Genomic DNA, 24,220 nt, shown 5'->3' on the forward strand with positions numbered 1-24,220 from the left:
TGCGTGAACAGTCGGTTGATCCGCCGGTGGAACGGCCCCGCGGCGCATATGCTCGGCGGGTGCCTCCGTACGTGTGACCACGGGCACATCTGAACACCCGCACATCCGTGCCTTCGCACGCCCGTGCGCCGTACGTCTCACGAACCGTTAGGGGACAGCGCCGTGAGTGTCCGCATTCAACCCTCCTCGCAGGTCGACGAGAGCGCCGAGCTGGGCGAGGGGACCACGATCTGGGATCTGGCGCAGATACGCGAGGAGGCCCGCCTCGGGCGCGGGTGCATCGTGGGCCGGGGCGCGTACGTCGGGCCGGGGGTCCGGATCGGCGACCACGTGAAGCTCCAGAACTACGCACTCGTCTACGAGCCGGCCGTGCTCGGCGACGGTGTGTTCATCGGCCCGGCCGCCGTCCTCACCAACGACTTCTACCCGCGTGCTGTCGACCCCGACGGCCGGCTCAAGCGTGACGGGGACTGGGAGGCCGCCGGGGTCGTCGTGGCCGAGGGCGCCTCGCTGGGGGCCCGCTCGGTGTGCGTGGCCGGGGTGCGGGTCGGGCGCTGGGCCCTCGTCGCGGCCGGAGCGGTGGTCTCCAAGGACGTTCCGGACTTCGCGCTCGTGGCCGGGGTGCCGGCCCGCCGGATCGGCTGGGTGGGCCGGGCCGGGGTCCGGCTGGTGGAGACCGAGGACCGGCCGGGCGTCTGGGAGTGTCCGCGCACCGGGGTGCTGCACGACGAGAAGGACGGCACGCTCGTCGAGCGAAACTGACGGAATGTCGGCAATTTAGGTCACAAGCATTTCCTCAAAACCACAATCAATGAACATCCGTGGGCATAACGTGTCCCTGCACACGGGATCTGAGCAGGCAACAGGCCTTGCTCAGTGGGGGGTTGTGTACGACGAGGCACCGCGGGCAGCGCCCGGCGGAGCGCGGGTCCACCGCGCCCGCCGACCCTGCCGTGCGCGCGTGTCCCGGTCCGAGGCATCGCTGGGGGGATCCAGACGGCAGCCTTCGGACGGCTCGTGCCCGCGGCGCGCCTGGCGCCGCGGGCACGGGCGCCGTCACGCGCAGTCCCCCTCCGCGGCATGACGACCGCCAGGTCCGTCCGAGGAGCGAACAGAGGGGGTAGGTGTGTTGGAGCCGAAGAGCTCGGACATGCGGGGTGCGAGCGGCACCCGGGGAGCCGGGGTGGGGACCCGATGACCACCACACGATTAGCGGCACTGGCCGAAGCCGACCCGGAGCTGCACGCACTGGCGCAACGGCTGCTCGGGCTGGCCGAGGCGGGTCTGCCCGCGATGTACCTGCCCGCGACGGAGACCTTCGCCTTCACCCGGGCCGCAGCGGTCTCGCCCGAGGGCACCCGCCGCCTGGAACTGCGGGGGACCAGCACCCGGTACGCGGCCATCACCGCGCTCGGCGCCCGGTTCCTGCCCGAGGACCGCCAGCGCGCCCTGTTCGGCGGGCGCTCCGCCGAGGAGTTCACCGGGGTCCTCGTGGAACGGCTGCCCGGGGTGGTCAACCTCGGCGACGCGGCGCTCATCGCCTGGGCCGCCGCCGAGACCGGCCATCCGAAACTGTCCGACGCCCTGGACCGGGTCGCCGCCCTGGACCCGCCCGGGCGGCCGCAGTACACGGTCGAGGCGGCCTGGGTGCTCTCCGCCCTCGCGGCGGCCCGTGCCGTGATGGACGTGGAGGACCGCCTCGCGGCCGCCCGCGACCGCCTGCTGGCGGCCAGGACCGGCAGCGGTCCACTGTTCCCGCACGCCACCGGCCCCGGCCTGGTGCCCGGCTACCGCGCGCACGTGGCCTGCTTCGCCGACCAGACCTATCCGTTGCAGGCGCTCGCCCGGCTGCACGCGAGCGGCGACGACCCGGAGGCCCTCGCGGCAGCCGACGCCTGCGCCGCCCGCATCGTCGCCCTCCAGGGCGACGGCGGACAGTGGTGGTGGCACTACGACGCCCGCGAGGGCGGCGTGATCGAGGGCTTCCCCGTCTACAGCGTGCACCAGCACGCGATGGCACCGACCGCCCTGTCCGACCTCGCCGAGGCGGGCGGCACGGACTTCGGCGCGGCGATCCGCCGGGGACTGCGCTGGATGACCGAGGTGCCCGAACTCGCCGGGCCCACCGGGACCCCGCGCGAGCCGATGATCCGCGAGGACCTCGGCGTCACCTGGCGCAAGGTCTACCGCGGCGACCCGAAGAAGGCCGTCCGGGCCGCCCGCGGGCTCACCACCCGCGTCGTCCCGAACGCCCGGCTCGCACCCCTGGACCTGCTCTTCCGCCCCCGCGCGGTGGACCGGGAGTGCCGCCCGTACGAGTTCGGCTGGATGCTGTTCGCCTGGTTCGGGGGGCCGCAGAGATGACCCGTCACACCCTCTTCGGGGTCGCACTCGACCCCCTGACCATGGACGAGACCGTGCAGCGCTGCCTCGACGCCGTACGGCGCGGGGAGCAGATCGAGATCGGCATGGTCAACGCCGCCAAGCTGGTCAACATGCGGCGTGACCCGGCCCTCGCCGAGGCCGTCGCCGGCTGCGACCTCGTCCTGGCCGACGGCCAGGCCGTGGTCTGGGCCGGCCGCGTCCTGGGCGTCCGGCTGCCCGAACGCGTCGCGGGCATCGACCTGTTCATGCGCCTGCTCGCCGCGGCCGAGGTCGCGGACATCCCCGTCTACCTGCTCGGCGCCCAGCAGCAGGTACTGGAGATGATGATCGCGCAGATCGGCGAACGCTTCCCGGAGCTGCGGGTCGCGGGCAGCCGCAACGGCTACTTCGGCGACTTTGAGCAGGAGGCAATCGCCGACGCCGTCGCCGACAGCGGCGCCCGCCTGCTGTTCCTCGGCATGACCTCCCCCAAGAAGGAGATCTTCACCGCCGGCTACGGCAAACGCACCGGCGCCCACGTCGTGCACGGCGTCGGAGGCTCCTTCGACATCCTCGCCGGCATCACCAAGCGGGCCCCGCTCGTCTGGCAGCGGATGGGCCTCGAATGGTTCTACCGGACCCTCCAGGAACCGCGCCGTCTCGGCAAGCGCTACCTCACCACCAATGCCGCCTTCCTCGCCATGACGGTCCGCGAGCTCATCCACCGCACACCGTCCGCCGGTTCCGCGAACAGGAGTCACTGCTGATGCGCGTCGTCGTCGTGGGACAGGGGTACGTCGGCCTTCCACTGGCCATCAGGGCCGCCGAAGTCGGCCACCAGGTGATCGGATACGACGTCGACGCACGGCGGGTCAAGAGCCTCGCCGCCGGAGAGTCGTACGTGGAGGACGTCTCCTGCGAACGCCTCGCCCGCGCCCTGGAGCGCGGCACCTACCGGCCCAGCGAACTCGCCCGGGACTGCGGCGGTTTCGACGTCGCCGTCGTCACCGTCCCCACCCCCTTGCAGGACGGGGCACCCGACCTGCGCTACATCGAGGAATCCGCCCACACCCTGGCCCGCTTCCTGCGCCCGGGCGCCACCGTGATCCTGGAGTCCACCACCTATCCGGGCACCACCGAGGAACTGTTCGCCCCGATCCTGGAGGACGGGTCCGGGCTCACCGCCGGCGCCGACTTCCACCTGGGATACAGCCCCGAGCGCATCGACCCGGGCAACACCGTCTGGGGCTTCCAGCAGACACCCAAGGTCGTCTCCGGGGTCGACGCCGCCTCCCTGAAGGCCGTCGAGGCCTTCTACGGGCAGCTCGTCGACACCACCGTGCCCGTGCGCTCGCCCAAGGAGGCCGAGCTGGCGAAACTCCTGGAGAACACCTTCCGGCACGTGAACATCGCCCTCGTCAACGAGATCGCCATGTTCGCCCGTCACCTCGACATCGACGTCTGGCAGTCCATCGAAGCCGCCTCCAGCAAGCCCTTCGGCTTCATGAAGTTCACCCCGGGCCCGGGCGTCGGAGGGCACTGCCTGCCCATCGACCCGTCCTACCTGAACTGGCGGGTGCAGCGCGAACTCGGCCAGAACTTCCGCTTCGTCGAACTCGCCAACGACATCAACAACCACATGCCCGAGTACGTGACACGCCGGGTGATCGACGCCCTTAACGCCAGGCGCCGCTCCGTCAACGGCTCCCGGGTCCTGCTGCTCGGCCTCGCGTACAAGAAGAACACCGGCGACGCGCGCGAGTCGCCCGCCGTACGCATCGCCCAACTGCTCCTCGACATGGGGGCCAAGGTCCGCGCCGTCGACCCCCATGTGGTCGAGAGCGTGAAGGTCGACGCGCGCCTCGCCCGGGTCGAGGCCACCCGCAAGGAGCTGGCCGCCGCCGATGTCGTGGTCCTGCTCACCGACCACGACTCCTTCGACTACCAGATGATCACCGAGCACGCCTCCTTCGTGCTCGACACCCGCAACCGCATGACCGGACCGAAGGTGGAGGTGCTCTGAACCCATGACCAGGATCGTCTGCGTCGCCGGGGCACGCCCCAACTACATGAAGATCAAACCGGTGATGGACGCACTGGAGCGCCGCGGCGCCGACGTGGTCCTCGTCCACACCGGACAGCACTACGACGAGTCCATGAACGACGTCTTCTTCCGCGACCTCGGCATCCGGACACCCGACCGCTACCTCGGCGCCGGCTCCGGCAGCCACGCCCAGCAGACCGGGCGGGTGATGGCCGCCTTCGAGCCGCTGCTCGACGAACTGGCCCCGGACGCCGTGGTGGTCGTCGGGGACATCAACTCCACCCTTGCCTGCTCCCTGGTCACCGCGAAGGCCGGCCCCCTGCTGGCCCACGTCGAGGCCGGGCTGCGCAGCCGCGACTGGAGCATGCCCGAGGAGGTCAACCGGGTCGCCACCGACCGGGTCAGCGACTACCTGCTGGCCCCCTCGCCCGACGCCGCCGCGAACCTCCGCGCGGAGGGCTACCGCGAGGACCAGATCCACGTCGTCGGCAACGTCATGATCGACACCCTCCTCGCCAACCTCGACCGGGCCCGGCAGTCCGACGTCCTGGACCGCCACGGGCTCACCCGCGGCGGATACGGCCTGGTCACCCTGCACCGGCCGGCCAATGTGGACGACCCCGGGGCACTGCGAGGCCTGCTCAAGGCCCTCGGCGAGATCGCCGGCCGCTGCCCGCTGCTGCTGCCCGTGCACCCGCGGGCCGCCGACCGGCTCGCCGCACTCGGCGTCCCCGACGGCATCCGGCTCGTACCGGCCGCCGGGTACCTCGACTTCATCGCCCTGCAGGATGCCGCCCGCCTGGTGCTCACCGACTCCGGCGGCGTCCAGGAGGAGACCACCGCACTGGGTGTGCCCTGCGTGACCCTGCGGGAGAACACCGAGCGCCCCATCACCATCGAGGAGGGCACCAACGTCCTGGCCGGCACGGACCCGGACCGGATCGTCGCCACCGCCGACAAGGTCCTCGACGCTCCGCCCGCACCCCGCTGCCCCGCCCTGTGGGACGGCCGCGCCGGCGAGCGCATCGCCGCCGTCCTCCTCGACGGCGGGACCGCCCGCACCCGGCCCAGACCCACCGACCTCGTGCCGGCCGCCGGACCCGGACCGCAGTAACCGAACCATCCGCAACAAGGGGGAAGACCATGGATCTCGCCGAGATATGGCGGGTCATGCGCAGGCGCTGGTACGTGCTGCTGCCCGGACTGCTGCTGACGGCGGCACTCACCACCGCCGTGCACCTGCTGATCCCGGTGGAGTACCAGTCGCAGAGCACCGTGACGCTGCTCAACTCGTCGAAGGCCACCGAGGCCTTCGACGGAAACCCCTTCCTCAGCACCCAGGCCTCGCTGACCGGCATGGCCGACGGCCTCGCCCGCAACCTCAACTCGGACGGGGCCAAAGCGGACCTCAAGGCCCTCGGCGTCACCGGCAAGCACGAAGTGAAGATCGCCGACAACGCCCAGGGCCCCTTCATGTGGCTGACCGTCACCGGCACCGACCCGGCCGCCGTCCTCAAGTCCGGCGAACTCCTCGCCGGCTACGCCGACAAACGGCTCAAGGAGTTCCAGACCCAGCAGTCCGTGGCCCCCGAGGCCATGATCCGGATGGCGACCATCGTGCCCCCGCAGAAGCCGGAGGCACAGACCAAGACCCGGATCCAGTACATCGTCATGGTGGGCGCGCTCGGCTTCGTCCTCAGCCTGGTCGCCGTCTTCTTCGTGGAGGCCCGCAGGCGCACCCCGCGCGGCAAGAACCGCCGGACCCCAGCCGGGACGCCCGCCACGGACACCCCCGCCGGGACGCCCGCCGCCGCGACGCCCGGCGCGGCCGACGAAACCATGGCCCTGCGCACCGTCGGCCCGAGCGGGGCGGGATCACCGTGACCGACACCGGCACGAGCACGCAGACCACCCCGGCGGCGCCCTCCCTCGGGCGCAAGGTCGGCTCCGCGGCCAAGTGGAGCCTGATCAACACGGTCGTCATGCGCCTCGGCAACTTCGCGACCGGCATCATCCTCGCCCGCTACTTCCTCGGGCCCGAGGCCTGGGGCGTGTACGGCATCGCCCAGACCGTCCTGCTCGTCCTGCTCTCCGCGAACGAACTCGGCGTCTCCCTCGCCATCGTCCGCTGGGAGGGCGACCCGCGCCGGTTCGCCCCCACCGTCCTCACCCTCAGCGCGGTCTCCAGCTGCCTGCTGTACGCCGTGCTGTTCGCGACCGCCCCGGCCGTCGCGGACGTGCTCGGCTCGCCCGAGGCCTCCGGGGTCCTGCGCGTCATGTGCCTGTGCGTGGTCCTCGACGGGCTGTCCCAGGTGCCCGCCGGCTTCCTCACCCGGGAGTTCGCCCAGGGCCGGCGGATGGCCGTCGACGCGCTCAACTTCGTCCTCAGCACCGCCGTCACCCTGCTGCTGGCCGTCCAGGGCTGGGGTGCGATGAGCTTCGCCTGGGGATCCGTCGTCGGCAACGTCGCCGCCCTCATCGGCTGCTGCCTCGCCGCCCCCGGCACCCTGAAGTTCGGCTGGGACCGCGAACAGGCCCGCGCCCTCCTGAAGTTCGGCCTCCCGCTCGCCGGAGCGAGCATGCTCGCCCTCGGCGTGGTCAACGTGGACACCATGGTCGTCGGCTCCACCCTGGACCCCCTCGCCCTCGGCTTCTACGTCCTCGCCTTCAACATCTCCGGCTGGCCCGTCCGCATCATCTCCGAAGCGGCCCGCCGGGTCTCCTTCGCCGGCTTCTCCCGACTGGCCGACTCGCCACAGGCACTCGCCGCCGGCTTCGCCCGCGCCCTCGGCGTGGTGACGGCGGCCACCGTCCCGCTCTGCGTCCTGCTGGCCGCCCTCGCCGCACCCGTCATCGCACTCGTCTACGGCGAACGCTGGCTCCCCGCGGCCGGCGCCCTGCCCTGGCTGATGGCACTCGGCCTGGTCCGCATCGGCTGCGAACTCGCCTACGACTGCCTGGTCGCCATCGGCCGGCGCCGCTCCCTCATCGCCGTCCAGGGCCTGTGGCTCGTCCTGCTGATCCCGGCCCTCGTGACCGGCGCCCGCGGCGGCGGCATCGTCGGCGTGGCCCAGGGACACGTCGTGATCGCCGGTGCGGTCGTCGTCCCCGTCTTCCTCCTCGCCCTGCACCGCGGCGGCATCCCCCTGGGCACCGTCGCCCGGGCCTGCGCCTGGCCGCTGCTCGGCGGGGCCGTGATGACCGCGGTGCTCCTGCTGCTGGAGCGGTACCTCGGCGACTCCGTGCCCGCGCTCCTGGCCACCGCGACCGCCGGCACCCTGGCGTACGCCGTGTGCCTCCTGCCCGCCCGAACGACGCTCCGAGGATAGGCGACCGGCCATGTTACGGAACCGAAGGCGCCTGGGGGCGTGGCTGCTCGCCGCGGTGGTGCTGGTCGTCGTCCTCGTCCTGTACGACGCCGACCGCACCGGGGTCGGCGATCCGAAGGCCGCGCCCCCCACGACCCCTTCGGCCACCCTCCCCGGGACGGCGGCACCCGCCCCCACCACCGCCGCGCCGAGCCCGTCGGCCACCCCCTCCCCGCCGGCCCCGCCGGGCACCGGCGAACCGTCACCCACCGCCTCCGCCACCCCCTGCACCTCGCCCGGCGCCTGCGGATACCCCGACGCGGACAGCACCGGCCCGCGGATCGCCCTCGAACGGCACGACACCGGCAACATGTCGGTCAAGAAGGACGGCACGGTCATCAAGGGCTGGGACATCCGCGGCTCCCTCGACATCTACGCCAACGACGTCACGGTCATCGACAGCAGGATCACCTCCACCAACTGGTGGGGGATCAACCTGCGCCCCGGCTACAGCGGCCTGAAGGTCCTGCACACCACCATCACCGCCGTCCCCGGCAAGGGCCCCGACAACGGAGGGGTCAACTACGCCGTCTCCAACATGGGCGGCAGTTCCATCGAGGTCGGCTGGTGCGACATCTCGGTCTTCGGCAACGCCCTGTCCATGGGCCAGGGCGACCTGCACGACAACTACGTCCACGACCTCGTCGCCTTCCGCAACCAGGGCGGCGAATGGCAGCACACCGACGCCGTCATCAGCGGCGGCGGCAACAAGGGCCGGCTGACCGTCCGGCACAACACCCTGCTCAACTCCACCCCCGTGGACAAGGGAGCCACCGCCGCCGTCGGCCTCTTCGCCGACACCGGAGTCGTCTCCTCCGTCGTCGTCGAGGACAACTGGCTCGCCGGCGGCGCGTACGCGCTCTACGGCGGCGGCCCGGGCGCCACCGGTATCCAGGTCACCGGCAACGTCTTCTCCACCCAGTACCACCCGGCGAGCGGCGCCTACGGCCCGGTCACCGCCTGGAACGCGGGCGGCGCCGGAAACGTGTGGAAGAACAACCGCATGTCCGACGGCCGCCCGGTCGAACCCGCCCCCTGACAACCGCCCCACCACGGAGACAGCGACATGCGCCGTATCGCCCGGGCCCCCTGGGAACTGCTCAAGCGGGCCTTCGGCTGGCTGGTGCTCTTCGAGGCCCGCAACAAGCTGCTGCTCCTGCCCTCGGGCGTACGGCTGAGACGCTTCGAGGACGCCGAGACCACCCGCCTCGCCGCCGTGCTGGGCCGGCCGCCGTACGCCCGGGTCGCCACCGTGATCGCCACCCACCGGCGCCCCGACGCGCTGCGCGCCGCGGTCCGCTCCGCCCTCGCGCAGACCGTTGCCGACCAGGTGGTCATCGTCGTCGACGACGGCGCCGGCCTGCCCGAACTCCCCTCGGACCCACGCCTGTTCGCGGTCTCCCTCGCCCGCAACACGGCGACCGCCGGCGTCGTGCGCAACGTCGGTATCCGGCTCACCCGCTCCCGGTACGTGGCCTTCCTCGACGACGACAACCTCTGGGAGCCCGACCACCTGGAGCAGGCCCTCACGGCACTCGACGCCGCCGACGGACCCGACGCCGTCTACACCGCACTGCGCAGGGTGCTGCCCGACGGCACCGAACGCGACATCCTGTCGGTGCCCTTCGACCGCCGCCGCGCCGCCCACGAGGCCTTCCTCGACACCAACGCCTTCGTGGCCCGCCGCAGCCGGGCCCTGCACTTCAGCCGGCTGCGCCGCACCCCTGAGGTACTGCCCCGCGAGGACTGGGAACTCATCCGCCGCTACGCCCGCCGCCACCGGGTGCGCCACCTGCCCCGCCCCACCGTCCGCTACCTGGTCAACCCCGGCAGCTTCTACACCGCGTGGGAGGGACAGCCGCGAGGGGCGGGGCGTCAGGGGGTGTCCGGCGGGCCCGGGCCCGGCCCTGACCGGCCGGACACCCCGTAGGGGTCAGCGCACCGCCAGCGGGGTCTCCGCCCCGAGGCGGGACAGCTTCTCCGGGTTGCGCACGTAGTAGAGGCCGCTGATGCGGGAGTCCTCGACCCGGACCGCCATGACCCCGTCGAACTCCCCGTCCAGCCGGACGACGAGCGCCGGGCTGCCGTTGACCACGGTCGGCGTGAGGGAGACGGAGATGTTCCTCCGGTTCTTCCTGCCGAGCCCGCCCACCATGAACCGGGCCACCTTCTCGGCACCTGCGACCGGCCGCAGCGCCGCCTGCTTGATACCGCCGCCGTCCGCCACGAAGACGACGTCGGGGGCGAGTACGGCGAGCAGGTCCTGCGGGTCACCGGACTCCAGCGCCCCCCGGAAGGACTCCAGCGCCGCCCGCGTCTGCGCCGCCGACACCGCCTGCCGGGGGCGCCGCGCGTCGACGTGCCGGCGGGCCCGGTGGGCGATCTGCCGGACGGCCGCGGAACTCTTGCCGACCGCCGCCGCGATCTCCTCGTAGCCGACGTCGAAGACTTCGCGCAGCACGAAGACGGCGCGCTCGGTCGGCGACAGCGTCTCCAGGACGAGCATCAGCGCCATCGACACGCTCTCCGCGAGCACCGCGTCCTCGGCCACGTCCGGGGCCGTGAGGAGCGGCTCCGGCAGCCAGGAGCCGACGTACGCCTCCTTGCGGCGGCTCATCGACCGCAGCCGGTTCAGCGACTGCCGCGTCGTGATCCGGACCAGGTACGCCCGCCGGTCGCGCACCTGCTCCAGGTCGACCTCGACCCAGCGCAGCCAGGTCTCCTGCAGGACGTCCTCCGCGTCGGCCGCCGATCCGAGCATCTCGTAGGCGACGGTGAACAGCAGATTGCGGTGTGCGACGAAGCTCTCGGTCGCCTCACCGGCGCCGTCCTCGGTCATGGTCCCTCCTCCGGTTCCAGGGGTGCGGCCACAGGACACCGGCCGATCCGCATCTGTGACACCACCCGCGGGTCCTCCCGTCCGTTGCCGCCGTCTACGGGGCACCGTGCGGCGCCGACGGACCTGCCAGGGCGCGGGCGGCCGCCAGGCTCGCCGGGCGGCCGAGGGCGGCGCGGGAGGACTCCCGCAACAGGACGGCCGCCCGGAAGGCGGTGGTCGCCGCCAGTCCGTGACGGCGCCGGTACAGCCGGACCCGGTTGAGCGTCAGCAGGGTCCACAACCGCGGCGACACCTGGGAGTCCCCACCGAGATGCGTGGCCGAGGCCGAAGGCTCCAGCCGGGTCACGAAGCCGAGGTCCCGGGCCCGCAGACAGTACTCGGTCTCCTCCGAGTACAGGAAGAACGACTCGTCCCACGGGCCGCACGCCGCCAGGCACTCCCCGGACAGCGCCATCAGCGCCCCCGTCGCCCAGTCCGCCACCGTCTCCCGCTCGTACGCGGCCGGGTCGGTGACCAGCTCGCTCCAGCGCGGGAAGCGCCCCGCCCGGCGGTTGCCGATCACCGCCTCGCCCAGCGCCCGGGTGACGCTGGACTCGCGGCGCAGCGAGTGCAGGAGCGTCCGGCCGTCCTCCTCGTACAGCAGCGGGACGCTGATCCCGACCCGGCCGCCGCCGGGCTGCGGGGCGCCGAGCGCGTCCATCAGCAGTGCGGCGCAGCCCCGCCGCATCCGGATGTCCGGATTGCACACCAGGGCGGCCCGGAAGCCGCCCTCCCACCCGGCGGCCGCCGCCAGCGCCGCGTTCACCCCGGCCGCGTACCCGGCGTTGCGGCCGGTCCGGACGACCGTCGCCTCCGGGGCCAGGGAACGGACCACCTCCACCGTGTCGTCCGCGGAATCGTTGTCGGCGACGACGAGACGCCAGTCGAGCCCGGCCATCCCCTCCGGCAGCGAGGCCAGGAACCCCGGCAGCACCTCCGCGCTGTTCCAGGTGACGACGAGGACCGCTACCGGACCGGAGCCGGAGCCGGCGAGGGGCGCGGGGAGGGACTCGGGGCTTGCTGACCGGCGGGAAGACATGGGAACTCCACGGATCGGGGCTTCGGCGCCGCGCGCCGGATGAAGCCGAGGTAACTGCCTCCGGCGGCGATCGTCAGGAAGAACATCCCGGCGAACATCGGGAAGCTGAGTGCGTCGAACGTGGCACTGACGACCAGGGCGACGAGGGCCGAGGCGAAGAACGCCTGCCCCAGCTCCCGGTCGGACTCGCCGGCCGCCAGCCGGCGGATCGCCCCGCCCTGGTGGATCCCGGCGAGGAAGAGGAACAGCAGAGCGACCAGCCCCAGGAACCCCGTCTCGGCGAGGGTCAGCATGTACTGGTTGTCGGTGAAGAAGTAGAGCTCGGGAATGAACGTGCCCAGACCCCGCCCGGCCAGGGGGCGCTCGTCCAGATAGGGGACGATCGCGCTGTACTTGACCGTACGGGCCTGGGTACTGCTGTCGGAGTTCGTCAGGAACGACGCGAACAGCGCGGTGATGGTGCCGATCAGCCCCGGAATGATCACCTTGAAGCAGGCGACCGCACCCACCAGCACACCGATCGCGGTCCACCGCCGCTGCGGCTTCCAGCGCGGCACCATCACCAGGATCACGATCAGCGCCCCGATGATCGAGGTGCGCGACACCGTCAGCGGCAGGGCCCCGCCCATCAGCGCCACCGGCGCCCAGCGGCGCCAGGCGCGCAGGTGCCTGCGTGCCGGATCGAAGGCCTGCTGCACGGCGAAGGGCAGCAGCAGCGCCAGCATCCCGCCGAACTCCAGCGGCTGCGCCGTCGTCGAGCGGGGCCGGGTGAACGCCCCGCGGTCGAGGGTCGTGATCTGGGGGACGCTGGAGGACAGCCCCGGGATGCTGATGCTGTCGGCGATGTTGGTCGCGGTGAAGAAGTCGTAGAAGCCGACGGCCGCCACGATCGTCCCCATCACCACGGCCCGGCGCAGCAGTACGTCCAGGCGCGCCCGGTCCTGGATCCCGGCGGAGACCAGCACCACCAGCGACACCCACACCAGCAGGGCGATCAGGCCACGGTCCGCACCCAGCAGTTCCTTGCGCACGCTCCCGCGGCCCGCGTTCGCGACGTAGGAGACCAGCACCGAAACCGCCAGCAGCCACATCGCCACCCGGGGCAGCCGGGTCCCGGGCGCCGGCCGGATCCGGCCCGTCAGCCAGGTCGCCAGATACCAGAACAGGGCCAGCAGGGCGAACACGTTGGCCGGTGTCCCCACCCCGCCCAGCCCCGGCAGTGTCAGGTTCGACGGGATGAAGAAGGCCAGCGCCAGATAGCCGGTGAGCAGCGCCGTGGCGTCCACATGGCGGCCCCTCGACCTGCGGCGGCCCGCCCGGCCCGGCCCGCCCGACTCCCCGGCGGAACGCTCGCGCCTGCGCCGCCGGGCGGCCGCCGGCGCGTCCGCGACGAAGGAGAGGACGAACCCGGCGCCGACGCCGAGGATGAGAACCCCCAGCACCTGCTGGTAGCGGCTTTTGAGCTGTGGGACCGGGGTCTGCGGCAGCACCACCGGCGCGGTCTGCACCATGTACGCGGGCTGTACCTTGGCGGCCGCCTGGAGCGCGTTGAGCTGCTCCCCGGCGAAGGCCGTCAGGGTGTTCGTCTCCTCCAGCACCTTCGCCCGGTCGGTGCCCGTGACCGTGAGCGTCAGCAGCGGGCCCGAGGTGTTCGCGGCGAACCCGACGGTGTAGGGGTCGGTCACGCCCAGGCTGTGCAGTTCGCGGGCGGCGTCCGCCCCCGACAGCGTCCTGATCAGCACGTCCGCGGTCACCACGAGGGCGCCGCCCGCGTTGGAGATCGGATTGCCGAAGGCGGGCGGCAGCTTGGAGGCCGCCGAGGAGTCCAGCAGGGCCACCGAGCTCTGCGACTGGTACGCCACCGGCACCGACCGGTACAGGTGCAGCGCCGCCAGCAGGCTGAGCAGGACCACCGGCGCGATCACGTACCAGCGCCGGCGCAGCACTGCGGCCATTTCCCGAATGCTCACGAACACCCCTGCCGGGTAACGGATTTGATGGCGGACCTACCCGGGGCCTGCAAGGATCGGACCCGAAGGAAAGGATCCCCGTGTCGCCTGGTGAGTTGGTCCGTGCGCTGCGTCGGCGCTGGTACGTCCTGGTCGTGGCGGTGCTGCTGGCGGCCGCCGGAGCGGCGGCGGTGCTGCGGCCCGAACCGGTGCACCTCAGCTCCGCGATCGTGGTCCTCAAACCGCCGGTGACCAGCCGGCAGCCGAACCAGCTCGCGAACCTGCAGCCGCCGCTCGCTGCCGTCTCGTACTCGGTGGTGCAGCAGCTGGACTCGCCCGCGGGGGCGGCCGAGCTCAAGGCGGCGGGAGTCGCGGGCACGTACCGGATGACACCGCGCAACAGCGGCACCAGCGTCACCCCCCGGCACCTGATCCCCTCGCTCCAGATCCAGGTCGAGCACGCCGACCCCGACGTGGCCGACGCGTCCGTACGGAAGATCATCGAGGTCTACACCCGGCACCTCGCGGACCTCCAGACGCAGCAGGGCATCCCGGACGCGGCGCGGATGAGCGTGGACCTGCTGGTCCAGCCGCACGCCGTCGCGCGGACCGGTGACCGGGTCAGGGGCCTCGCCGGAACGGCCCTGCTGACCGTGGTCACCGCGGTGGCCGCGGCCCTGTGGACCGACCGGCTCCTCACACGCCGGAACCGGCGCCGGCGCGAGAGCGCCGACGCCGGTCCCGAGGACCCGCCGGGAGAACCGGTGGAGACGGGGCATCAGATCCCTCGGCGCTTCCAGGACCGCCACCACAGCCACTCGCGCCCCCGGTCGGCGACAGCCGACAGCACGAGCGGCTGAAGGTAGGGCATCACCCGCGGACCGATCCGCCGGCGCCGCTGCAGCGCCCGGTACTCGGCCAGCGAGGTGTAGCCGTCGGGCAGGCACTCGGCCGCGAACTCCACGAGTTCACCGACCGGCACCACAGCGGTCCGCCCCCGGTCGTACGCCCGGTAGGCGCGCCGCAGCGCGTACCGGGCGAGCCGGGTGCGCGCCGCCCGTGCCAGCCGGCCGGACTCCGGGAGCAGGTCGCCGCACTTGACCAGCACCGAGTCGAAGGCGATCAGGCGCTGGCGCAGGTCGTCGAGCTGCCCGCCGAAGTCCGTGGTGGACATGTTGTCCCCGTGGACGCGGTAGAAGGCCTGGTCGGCCCCCTGGACGTAGCCCACGTCGGCGTGCGCCGCGAGCCGCATCCACATCTCGATGTCACCTGCGTGCGGCAGCTCCGGATCGTAGCCGCCGACCTTGCGCTGGAGGCTGGTACGGACGACCACCTCGGGCGAGGTGATGCAGCCGGTCCCCTCCCCGAACCGCCGCTCCAGCCACCACCGCCCGGGGTAGACCACCGACCCGGTGGACCGGGTGCGGGCCGCCGGGAGCGGACCGCCGTGCTGGAAGCGCAGCGGCCTGCCGTACGCGAAACCCGCCTCCGGGTGCGCGTCCAGCAGGGCCGCCGCGCGCACCAGGGCACCCGGAACCAGCCGGTCGTCGGCCGAGAGCAGGGCGACGTAGTCCCCGTCGGCCCACTCCAGCAGCCCCTCGTTGTAGGTCGCGATGTGCCCCTGGTTGCGCTCGTGGACCCGGACCTCGATCCGCGGGTCGGCCGCCGCCAGCGCCCGCGCCACGTCCGCGGAGTCGTCGGGCGAGGCGTCGTCGATGATCAGCACCCGGACGTCCACGCCTTCCTGCTCGTCCAGGGCGCTTCTGACGCAGTCGGCCAGGAAGTGGCCGTACTTGTAGCAGGGGATCACCACGCTGACGGTGCTCACTGGCCGGACACCTCCGTGGATCCGTCCGAGGACTGGAGCGTGTTCGGCGGGGTCGTGGTGAAGATCGGGCCGACCCAGTAGTTCACGGATCCGAAGGTGTTCGACGGGAACGCCGTCGCGGAGCCGTACTTGTAGAGCCCGTTGGCGCTGCCCGGTGCGTCGGCCGGGGCCACCAGCGGGTAGGAGCGGTGGGCGCCGCTGAAGTACCCGCCGTCCACAGCGTAGTTGCCGTTCGGGGCGTGGTAGGAGGCCACGTACGTGGTCCCCGCCGTGATCGGCACGGGCGTCGCGAACTGCAGCTGCTGCCAGCCGGTCAGGGTCTCGCTGCCGAAGGTGCCGGTGGCCAGCAGGGTGCCGGAGGCGGACCACAGGCTGCCCGTGTGGGTGCCCGTGTTGCCGGGGCCCTTGTAGAAGGTGACACCGGTGATGTAGCCGTTCACCGCCGACTGGAAGCGGGTGCCCAGCTCCACCGAGTTGGTGTCGGAGCCCATGTTGGCGGTGCTCGGGGTGGCGCTGCCGCTCCACAGGGTGCAGGGGCAGTTCACGGCCGGCGGGCTCGCACTGGTCGTGAAGTTCCACGTGACCGGCGCGGTCATGGCGTTGCCCCACAGGTCGGACGCCTGCACGGACGCCGTGTACGTGGTGTTCAGGGCCAGTTCGGAGGACGGGGTGAAGGTGGCGCTGTTCGACGCACCGAGGACCTTGGCGCCCGGGACGGTGGCACCGCCCGCGTCCTTCACGGTGAAGGTGAGCGTGTCCGCGTCGACGGCCGTGCTGAAGGTGGCCGTCACCGCCGCCGTGATCTGGGTGCCGGTCGCGGCGGACTGCGGCGAGGTCCCGGTGACGGTGGGCGGGGTCGTGCTGGCGCCCGAGGTGTCCAGGACCGCGTCCACCCAGTAGTTGCTGCCGGACGAGGCCTTGTTCGGGAAGCCGCCCGTGCCGCTGTAGCGGTAGACGCCGTTGCCGCCGTCGGTGCCGCTCTTCAGCGCGGTGAGCGGGGCCAGGCCCGCGTCGCCGGAGGCGAAGGTGTTGTCGAAGGAGTAGCCGCCGTTCGGTGCGAAGTAGGAGGCGATGTAGGTGGTGTTGGGCTTGACCGGCACCGGGCTGGAGAAGTTCAGCTGCTGCCAGCCGGAGGCGGTCTCGTTGGTGAAGGTGCCGGTGGCCAGGCGCTGGCCGGTGCTGCTCCACAGGCTGCCGGTGTGGGTCCCGGTGTTGGCGGGCGACTTGTAGAACCGGACGCCGGTGATGGAGCCGGGCACCGACGCGCGGATCTTCACGCCGAGTTCGACGGCGCTGCCGTCACCGGCGTTGACCTTGGTCGGGACGGCCGCGGCGGGCCACACGGTGCACGGGCACTGCTGGGGCCCGACGGTCAGCGCGACCGTGGTGGTCGCGCCGATGTTGACGCTGTCGTCGACCGCGCGCACCTTGATCTGCACGGGGCCGGGGGCGGTCGGGGTCCACGTGTAGCTCCAGCCGGCCAGGCCCGTCGCCGCCTTCCAGGTGGTCCCGCCGTCGGTGGACACCTCGACCCGGGCCACCACGCCGCCGCCGGTGTCGGTCGCCGTACCGGTGACGGTCACCGGCCGCAGGGCCGGTACGGTGGCGCCCGCCGCCGGGCTGGTCACGGTGATGCCGGGGCCCACGGTGTCCGTGGAGGCGGTCGAGGCGATCAGGTCGCTCTGGAGGGACTTGGGCTGGACGCCCATGTCGGCGAAAACGTTCACCGTGGCCTGCTGCATCCGCTTGTCGGCGGTGACCACGGTGTCGTCCGGGTTGGAGGTGGGCATGTTGGTCAGGCCCCAGGACCACTGCACCGTGCCCGCGCCGAACACCAGCGCGTTCGAGGTCTGGTCGCGGAAGGCCACCAGGCTGTGGGTCGCGGTGCCGTTGCCGTAGACGTTGCCGTAGTCCTTCAGCAGCTTGCCGTCGTCGATGTCGACCGTCGTGGACGACATCTGGATCTGCCCGGGCGGCCGGCTGGCGTTCTCCACGTCGCTGTCCCACTCGTAGCCGAGCGTCCCCTGCGGGAACGTGGCGGTCTGCGAGGGGGTCAGGTTCGCCACGGAGGTGTTGCGCCACAGCCGCTGCTTGGCGAAGGTGCCCGGCACGGTGATCGCGTCGCTGCGGTAGCCGTTGACGCTGAACATCGAGCCGGTCAGCTGGTTCTGGGGCTGGAAGGGCCGCCCGTTCGTGGCGCTGGCCGGGTCCATGAAGGTGCCCGTCCAGATCCCGCTCGGGTCGGGGATACCGTTCGGCTGCGGGAAGGACAGCTTGGTCTCCTTGTACGAGACCAGCGTCCTGTTGGCGGTGTTCGTCCCGTCGATGCTCGGGGCGAGCCGGGTCTTCCAGAAGATCTCGTTGCCGGCGAAGTACGTCTGGTGCTGCCCGGCGCGGCGCGCGTTCAGGGCGTTGGTGAACTGGTCCTGGGTCCAGTACTCGTCGTGCCCCGAGGACATGAACACCTTGTGGTTCTGCAACAGCGTCGCACCGCGCACCGACATGTCGATCCCGGACATGTAGCTCACGTCGTAGCCGTTGCGCTCCAGCCACGCGACCATCTGGAACTCGGAACCGTAGATCCCGTTGTCCCCGCCGATGTCCATGGGCCGGTTGTAACTGACCTCGTACGCCCGTCCGTCGGGCGCGGGCCCGCCGCCGTCGTAGAGGTCCTGGCCGCCGTAGTTGTTGTACGCCTGCCAGGTCTGGTCGCTGGTCTGCACGACGATGTCGGAGGTGCTGGAGTCCTTGCGGACCACGAACGGGTAGGGCATCACGCCGTTGCCGTCCGCCTGGTCGAAGTTGGCGACGTAGAGGCCCGACACGGCGTCGGCCGGCACGGTCCACGTCGCGGTGGTGGGCCAGTTGCCGCAGTCGACCAGGCCGGTGGACGCCTTGGTGGTGCAGGCGGCCGGGGTCCCGCCGGGCGCGACGTTCGCCGGGTGGATCTGGGCGGCCTGGGCCGCGGTCGACATCAGGCGGGCCCCGGCGCCCCCGTAGTGGCCGAGGCGGTACACCGAGACCTTGTACGGCGTCGGCGACTGGATCTTGAACTGCAGGGTGTCGCCGGCCTGGACGCTCTCCTGGGTCGGGAAGCCCTTGATGTCGCCGTACGCGCTGGGCGCGAACCACTCCCCCATGGGGGTGCCCGGCTTGGAGTTCTCGCAGACGACCGCGTTCGTCGTCGGGCCGCAGGGATCGGCCGCGCCGGCGACCGCGGCCGGGGGAAGGACCGTGGCCATCAGGGTCGCCGCCACGGTGAACAGACCGTAGCGCAGCGACCTTGTCCGTCTTTTCATGTGGACCTCATCGGTTTCACGCCGGCGCCGATCAGCGCAGGGCGTCGGAGAACGCTTCCGCCACCCGCTGCTGCTGGGCGGCGGTGATGTGCGGGAAGAGGGGGAGGGAGAGCATGCGGTCCGCTGCCTGCTCCGCGTGCGGGAAGTCCCCGCGACCGTGGCCGAGGTGGCCGAAGGCCCCGGTGAGGTGGACCGGGGCCGGGTAGTGCACGCCCGCGCCGATCCCCTCCGCGTTGAGCTTGCCGACGACGGTGTCGCGGTCCGCGCCGGAGATCCGCACCACGTACAGGTGCCAGACGGGCACGTTGCCCTCACCGGTCACCGGCAGCGTGACGCGGCCCGCCGCGGCCAGGTCGCCGAGCAGCTCGTCGTAGCGGGCGGCGGCGGCCCGGCGGGCCGCGTTCCCCTCGGCCAGCCGGGCCAGCTTCGCCCGCAGGACCACCGCCTGCAGACCGTCCAGCCGGCTGTTGAACCCGGGCACGTCGTGCCGGTACTTGGCGACGCCGCCGTGGTTGGCGATGGCCCGCACCAGGTCGGCGCGCTCCTGGTCGTCGGTCACCACCGCGCCGGCGTCCCCGTAGGCGCCCAGGTTCTTGCCCGGGTAGAAACTCGTGGCCGCGATGGTCCCGCTGCCGGGGGAGCGGCCCGCCCGGGTCGCGCCCTGGCTCTGCGCCGCGTCCTCGACGACCTTCACATGTGCCGGGAGCCGCTCCGCCAGCTCCGCGGCGGCCGCGCACTGCCCGTACAGGTGGACGGGCACCACCGCGCGGGTGGCCTTCCCGACCGCGTCCAGCGCGGCCTGCGGATCCATCAGCAGGGTGTCGGGAAGGCAGTCGACGAGCACCGGCCGGGCACCGATCCGGGCGACGGCGCCCGCGGTGGCGATGAAGGTGTTCGCGGGCAGCACCACCTCGTCGCCGACACCGACCCCGCTCGCCCGCAGGGCCAGTTCGAGGGCGTCGGTGCCGTTGGCGACGCCCACGCAGTGCCGGACCCCGGCGAACTCGGCGTACTCGCGCTCGAAGGCCTCGACCTCGGCGCCGCCGATGAAGGCCGTACCGGCCAGCACACGGTCGAATCCGGCCCTTAACTCCTCGGCGACCTCGGCGTGCGCCGCCTTCAGGTCCACGAGCGGTATCTGGTTCATGCGACTGGACTCCCCATCCGTGTCTGCGGCCGCCGGCCGTCCGGGCCGGCGCCGTCTTCCGTGCCGCTGCCGTCTTCCGTGCCGTGCGCCGCCCTCCCGGCGGGCACCGGCGCGTCACGGGCCAGTTCGGCGAGGGCGGCGGTCCCCGCCGGCCGCAGGAGGCGGGCCGGAGCGCCGGCCCACACCTCCCCGGCCGGAACGTCCGCGAGGACGGTGCTGCCCATACCGGTCAGCGACCAGGCGCCGATCGCGGCGTACTCCCGGACCAGCGCCCCCGCCCCCACGTACGCCCCACGCCCCACCCGTACCCCGCCGCCCAGGCGGACGCCCGAGGCGAGGGTGGCGAAGTCCGCGACCTCGTCCTCGTGGGTCAGCACCACCTGCGGCATCACCGCCACATGGGACCCGACCCGGACGCCGGCCGTCAGCACGCAGTGCGCGAGCAGCACCGAGCCCGGGCCCACGGCCGAGGAACCCGACACCGCCGCCGTGGGGTGGACCACCGTCGCGTACCGCTCCCCGGGCAGCCCCAGGCGCCGCACCAGACGCGCCCGCACGGCGTAGTCGCGCGGACTGCCCACGCAGACCACCACCCGGGCGGCCGGCAGCTCGTGGACCAGCTCGCAGCCGCCCCGCACCGGCACCCCCTCGACCTCCCGGCCGTGCAGGGCCGGATCGTCGTCGAGGTGCCCGGCGAGCCGCCAGCGGGGCGGCCGGCCGGCCGCCACGTCGGCCGCCGCCACGTCCCGTACCGCCTGCGCGGTCTCCCGCGCGAACCCGCCCGCGCCGACGATCAGCAGGTCCTCGGTCACCGGAGCGCTCATCCGCCCGCCTGCTCGCGCAGCACCGCCACCACCCGGTCCTGCTGGGCCGCGGTCATGGTGTGGAACAGCGGGAGGATCAGGGAGTCGCGGCTGATCCGCTCGGTCACCGGCAGCGGGCCCGCGCCGTGGCCCTCGTACGCCGGCTCCAGGTGCGAGGCCATGATCCCGCGCCGGGCCGAGATCCCGGCCTCCGAGAGCACTCCCAGCAGCTCGTCCCGGCCCACGGGGAAGTCCTTGGCCAGCAGCACCCAGTACGACTGGAAGTTGCCCTGCCCGTGGGCGGGATCGCGTACCGGGCGCAGCCCGGGGACCTCGCGCAGCAGCTCCGTGTACCGGGCGGCGAGCGCGCGCCGCCGGGCCACGATCTCGTCCAGCCGGCCGAGCTGCACCAGGCCGACCGCGGCCTGGATGTCGGTCATCCGGTAGTTGTAGCCGACCTCCAGGTAGCTCTCGACGATCGGCTTGCTGCTCGCGTGACGCTGCGCGGCGGACACGTTCATGCCGTGCTCACGCAGCCGGCGCAGCCGCTCCGCCCACCGCGCGTCGTCGGTGGTCACCATGCCGCCCTCACCGGTGGTGATCACCTTGCGGGGGTGGAAGGACCAGGCGGCGAGCAGCGCCCCGTGGCCGACGGACTTCCCGCCGACCGTCGCGCCGATTCCGCAGGCGGCGTCCTCCACGAGCGCGACGTCCCACTCGGCGCACGCCGCGCGCAGCGCGTGCACGTCCGCGGGCACCCCGCCCTGGTGGACGGCGAGCACCGCCTTCGTGCGGGGGGTACGGACGGCGTCCACCGTGGCCGGGGTCAGGTTGCCGGTGTCCTCCTCGACGTCGGCGAACACCGGCCGGGCGCCCACGTAGCGCACCGCGTTGGCGGTGGCGATGAACGACAGGGAGGGGACGATCACCTCGTCGCCCGGCCCGAGGTCCAGCGCGACGAGGGCCAGGTGCAGGGCGGTGGTGCACGAGCTCACGGCGATGCCGTGCTCGGCGCCCACCCGCTCCGCGAAAGCCCGCTCGAACTCGGCGACCCGGGGGCCCTGGGCGACCCAGCCGGAGAGCACCGCGTCCGCCGCGGCCCTCGCCTCCTCCTCGCCCAGCCAGGGCACCATCACAGGGATCCGGGCCGGGCCGGCAGCGGGTGCCGCCGCCTCCGGGGCCGTGTCCGGGGCGCTCATCGGCCCGCCTCCGCCGCCGCGTCGGCGGCGCGCTCGGCCCGCCACCAGTCGACCAGGTCCCGCAGGCCGGTGCGCAGGTCGATCCCGGCCGTGAAGCCGAGGCGCTCGGAGGCCCGCACGGTGTCCGCGAGGCGCCGGGTCACGCCGTTCACGGTGCGGGCCGGGCCGTGCTCCGGCACCAGGCCGTCCGCGCCCATCGCCTCCAGCAGGCCGTTCGCCAGCTCCAGCAGGCTGGTCTCGGTCCCGCTCGCGACGTTGAACACCTCGTCGGTCAGGTCCGATTCGGCGGCCAGGAGATTGGCGCGCGCGATGTCGCGCACGTCGACGAAGTCCATGGTCTGCAGGCCGTCGCCGAGGATCAGCGGCGGTTCGCCCGAGGCTATGCGCTCCATCCAGCGGATCAGCACCTCGGTGTAGAGCCCGTGGATGTCCATCCGCGGCCCGTACACGTTGAAGTAGCGCAGCGCGACGTAGTCCAGCCCGTACATCGAGTGGAAGCTGCGCAGCATCCCCTCGTTGAATGCCTTCGCCGCACCGTAGAAGGTGTCGTTGTTGTACGGGTGGTGGCGCTCGGTGGTCGGGAACTGCTCCGCCAGCCCGTAGACCGAGGCCGAGGACGAGGCGATCACCTTGCCCACCCCGGCCGCGGCCGCCGCCTCCAGCACGTTGAACGTGCCGTCCACCATCACCTCGTTCGCCAGCCGCGGTTCCTCCGCGCACTGGGTGATGCGGATGGCGGCCAGGTGGAAGACCAGGTCGGCGCCCTCCGTCACCTTGCGCACGGCCGCCACGTCGCGGATGTCGCCCTCGACGACCTCGACGACGCCGCTCGGCAGGGCGCGGGCCAGGTTGGCGGTCCGTCCCCGCACGAAGTTGTCGAGCACCACGATCTCGCGTGCCCCGTTGTCCACCAGTTGGTCCACCACGTGCGAGCCGATGGTGCCCGCCCCGCCGGTGACCAGAATCCTCTTGCCTCGTACGCTGCTGCTCAACGCCCTGCTCCCACCGAATCGGTCGTGGTCCTGCGTGTGACGGAGTGCCAAGGGTCCGGATGAGGACCGTGAGCGGTCAGAGACCGGTGCGCAGTCCGACGACCGCGCCGCGGAACTCCAGGCTCCGGGAAGCCGCTTCGAGGATGTCCAGCACCTTCAGGCCCGCCCGGCCGTCGGTCAGCGGCCGACGCCCCGTCCGGATGGCGTCGCCGAACTCCTCGACCATGCTGCGCAGCGCTTCCTTCTCACCGATCGCGGGCGCCACCATGTCGCCGCTCCGGTAGGAGACGAGCATGTCGCGACGCTCGTCGGCGCCGATCTCCTGCGGGGTGCTCAGCTCCACGCCCCGGTCGAACACCGAGACGCGCTGCGTCGGGTTGAGGTCGTCCCAGACCAGGGTGCGCTTGGACCCGCCGACCATGGTGGTGCGCACCTTCGTCGGGGACAGCCAGTTGACGTGCACGTGCGCGATGGCACCGGTGCTCAGCTGGAGGGTCAGATAGGCCACGCAGGACTGGCCGGCCCCGATCGGATCGGCGCCGGTCGCGGCGACGGCCACCGGCTGCACGTGGTCGGGGAGGATGAAGTCGAGGACCGACAGGTCGTGGGGGGCCAGGTCCCACAGGACGTCGACGTCCTTCTGGACGAGCCCCAGGTTGATCCGTACCGAGTCGACGAAGTGGATCTCGCCGAGTTCACCGGAGCGGACCATCTCCCGGATCCGGCGCACGGCCGGGGTGTAGCAGTAGGTGTGGTCGCACATCAGGGTCAGGCCGCGCTTCTCGGCCTCCGCCACCAGCCGCTTCCCGTCCTCGTACGTGGCGGCGAGCGGCTTCTCCACGAGGACGTGCTTGCCGGCCCGCAGGGCCGCGAGCGCGACGTCCAGGTGCGTCCCGGCCGGAGTGGCCACGGCGACCGCCTGGACCGACGGGTCGGCCAGGACCGCCGCGTAGTCCGCGGTCGCCTGCACCGTGGAGTACCTGCCGAGCGCCTTCCGGGCCCGCTCGATGTCCAGGTCGCACAGCCACCGCAGTCTGAACTGCGAGGTGGACTGGAAGTTGCGGACCAGGTTGGGGCCCCAGTAGCCCGCACCGACCACCGCGACACCTAAGGGTGCCGCGGACCCCCGGCCGGAGATTCCGGCACTCTGCCCGACCGTCCGCTCGGCGCTCTGCGCGCCGTCCTTCGAGGTGTCCTTCACAGCGTTCCCCTTCCTTCCGCGCACGCCGGCTGGCGTGTCGACAACCCATGGCCGGGACGCGTGCGGTGGAGGGGAAAGCCGTCGCCGAGGGGCACGCCGGACGCCTGCG

General features: G+C 72.5%; 20 protein-coding genes. 10 read left to right on the forward strand and 10 right to left on the reverse strand.

What is annotated here, in order from left to right; all coding sequences use genetic code 11:
* Positions 1–162: 162 nt before the first annotated feature.
* From AAT21_RS28080 to AAT21_RS28120, 9 genes are all read left to right on the forward strand, one after another.
* Entirely contained in the window at positions 163–762 is a 600-nt protein-coding gene (locus tag AAT21_RS28080) for an acyltransferase (RefSeq protein ID WP_046779760.1), read from the forward strand.
* A gap of 432 nt (positions 763–1,194) precedes the next feature.
* The gene (locus tag AAT21_RS28085; protein WP_046779761.1) at positions 1,195–2,364 is read left to right on the forward strand and encodes a hypothetical protein; all 1,170 of its coding nucleotides are present in this window, start codon (positions 1,195–1,197) and stop codon (positions 2,362–2,364) included.
* On the forward strand, positions 2,361–3,131 hold the full coding sequence (locus tag AAT21_RS28090; protein ID WP_046779762.1) for a WecB/TagA/CpsF family glycosyltransferase: 771 nt from the start codon (positions 2,361–2,363) through the stop codon (positions 3,129–3,131). Before AAT21_RS28085 ends, AAT21_RS28090 begins: the two co-directional genes overlap by 4 nt.
* Entirely contained in the window at positions 3,131–4,387 is a 1,257-nt protein-coding gene (locus tag AAT21_RS28095) for a nucleotide sugar dehydrogenase (RefSeq protein WP_046779763.1), read from the forward strand. The genes AAT21_RS28090 and AAT21_RS28095 overlap by 1 nt, the downstream gene beginning before the upstream one ends.
* Positions 4,388–4,391: 4 nt before the next feature.
* A complete protein-coding gene (gene wecB, locus AAT21_RS28100; protein ID WP_046779764.1) occupies positions 4,392–5,522 on the forward strand; it encodes a non-hydrolyzing UDP-N-acetylglucosamine 2-epimerase in 1,131 nt (376 codons plus the stop codon).
* Between the two features lie 29 nt (positions 5,523–5,551).
* Positions 5,552–6,292, forward strand: a complete 741-nt coding sequence (locus tag AAT21_RS36180) for a YveK family protein (protein WP_079026013.1) — start codon at positions 5,552–5,554, stop codon at positions 6,290–6,292.
* On the forward strand, positions 6,289–7,737 hold the full coding sequence (locus AAT21_RS28110) for an oligosaccharide flippase family protein (protein ID WP_046779765.1): 1,449 nt from the start codon (positions 6,289–6,291) through the stop codon (positions 7,735–7,737). The genes AAT21_RS36180 and AAT21_RS28110 overlap by 4 nt, the downstream gene beginning before the upstream one ends.
* 10 nt (positions 7,738–7,747) lie before the next feature.
* Positions 7,748–8,815, forward strand: coding sequence for a hypothetical protein (locus AAT21_RS28115; RefSeq protein WP_046779766.1), 1,068 nt, complete (start codon positions 7,748–7,750; stop codon positions 8,813–8,815).
* 27 nt (positions 8,816–8,842) lie between these two features.
* Complete coding sequence (locus AAT21_RS28120) at positions 8,843–9,706, forward strand: glycosyltransferase family 2 protein (protein WP_079026014.1); 864 nt, start codon at positions 8,843–8,845, stop codon at positions 9,704–9,706.
* A gap of 3 nt (positions 9,707–9,709) precedes the next feature.
* Here AAT21_RS28120 and AAT21_RS28125 read toward each other — a convergent pair whose 3' ends face one another.
* The 3 genes from AAT21_RS28125 to AAT21_RS28135 form a co-directional block, all read right to left on the reverse strand.
* Complete coding sequence (locus tag AAT21_RS28125; protein WP_046779767.1) at positions 9,710–10,615, reverse strand: RNA polymerase sigma-70 factor; 906 nt, start codon at positions 10,613–10,615, stop codon at positions 9,710–9,712.
* Between the two features lie 94 nt (positions 10,616–10,709).
* On the reverse strand, positions 10,710–11,693 hold the full coding sequence (locus AAT21_RS28130) for a glycosyltransferase (RefSeq protein ID WP_079026015.1): 984 nt from the start codon (positions 11,691–11,693) through the stop codon (positions 10,710–10,712).
* Positions 11,621–13,663 (reverse strand): O-antigen ligase family protein, encoded by a 2,043-nt coding sequence (locus AAT21_RS28135; RefSeq protein ID WP_079026032.1) that lies wholly within the window; start codon positions 13,661–13,663, stop codon positions 11,621–11,623. The genes AAT21_RS28130 and AAT21_RS28135 overlap by 73 nt, the downstream gene beginning before the upstream one ends.
* A gap of 80 nt (positions 13,664–13,743) precedes the next feature.
* Here AAT21_RS28135 and AAT21_RS28140 point away from each other — a divergent pair, with 80 nt between their 5' ends.
* Entirely contained in the window at positions 13,744–14,502 is a 759-nt protein-coding gene (locus AAT21_RS28140; protein WP_200904477.1) for a hypothetical protein, read from the forward strand.
* Here AAT21_RS28140 and AAT21_RS28145 read toward each other — a convergent pair.
* The 7 genes from AAT21_RS28145 to AAT21_RS28175 all read right to left on the reverse strand — a co-directional run bounded on the left by AAT21_RS28145 (position 14,421) and on the right by AAT21_RS28175 (position 24,111).
* Positions 14,421–15,470, reverse strand: coding sequence for a glycosyltransferase (locus AAT21_RS28145; RefSeq protein ID WP_046779768.1), 1,050 nt, complete (start codon positions 15,468–15,470; stop codon positions 14,421–14,423). The genes AAT21_RS28140 and AAT21_RS28145 overlap by 82 nt on opposite strands.
* On the reverse strand, positions 15,467–18,769 hold the full coding sequence (locus AAT21_RS28150; RefSeq protein ID WP_046779769.1) for a DUF4082 domain-containing protein: 3,303 nt from the start codon (positions 18,767–18,769) through the stop codon (positions 15,467–15,469). The genes AAT21_RS28145 and AAT21_RS28150 overlap by 4 nt, the downstream gene beginning before the upstream one ends.
* A gap of 31 nt (positions 18,770–18,800) precedes the next feature.
* A complete protein-coding gene (locus AAT21_RS28155; RefSeq protein ID WP_046779770.1) occupies positions 18,801–19,916 on the reverse strand; it encodes a DegT/DnrJ/EryC1/StrS family aminotransferase in 1,116 nt (371 codons plus the stop codon).
* Positions 19,913–20,740: a NeuD/PglB/VioB family sugar acetyltransferase gene (locus AAT21_RS28160; protein WP_079026016.1), complete on the reverse strand. Its 828-nt coding sequence runs from the start codon at positions 20,738–20,740 to the stop codon at positions 19,913–19,915. The genes AAT21_RS28155 and AAT21_RS28160 overlap by 4 nt, the downstream gene beginning before the upstream one ends.
* Complete coding sequence (locus tag AAT21_RS28165; RefSeq protein ID WP_200904478.1) at positions 20,737–21,918, reverse strand: DegT/DnrJ/EryC1/StrS family aminotransferase; 1,182 nt, start codon at positions 21,916–21,918, stop codon at positions 20,737–20,739. Before AAT21_RS28165 ends, AAT21_RS28160 begins: the two co-directional genes overlap by 4 nt.
* Positions 21,915–22,910: an SDR family NAD(P)-dependent oxidoreductase gene (locus AAT21_RS28170; RefSeq protein WP_046779771.1), complete on the reverse strand. Its 996-nt coding sequence runs from the start codon at positions 22,908–22,910 to the stop codon at positions 21,915–21,917. Before AAT21_RS28170 ends, AAT21_RS28165 begins: the two co-directional genes overlap by 4 nt.
* A 76-nt stretch (positions 22,911–22,986) precedes the next feature.
* Positions 22,987–24,111 (reverse strand): Gfo/Idh/MocA family protein, encoded by a 1,125-nt coding sequence (locus tag AAT21_RS28175; protein WP_235439243.1) that lies wholly within the window; start codon positions 24,109–24,111, stop codon positions 22,987–22,989.
* Positions 24,112–24,220 lie beyond the last annotated feature (109 nt).

It is taken from the genome of Streptomyces yangpuensis (genome assembly GCF_001005295.1).
GTDB lineage: Bacteria > Actinomycetota > Actinomycetes > Streptomycetales > Streptomycetaceae > Streptomyces > Streptomyces yangpuensis.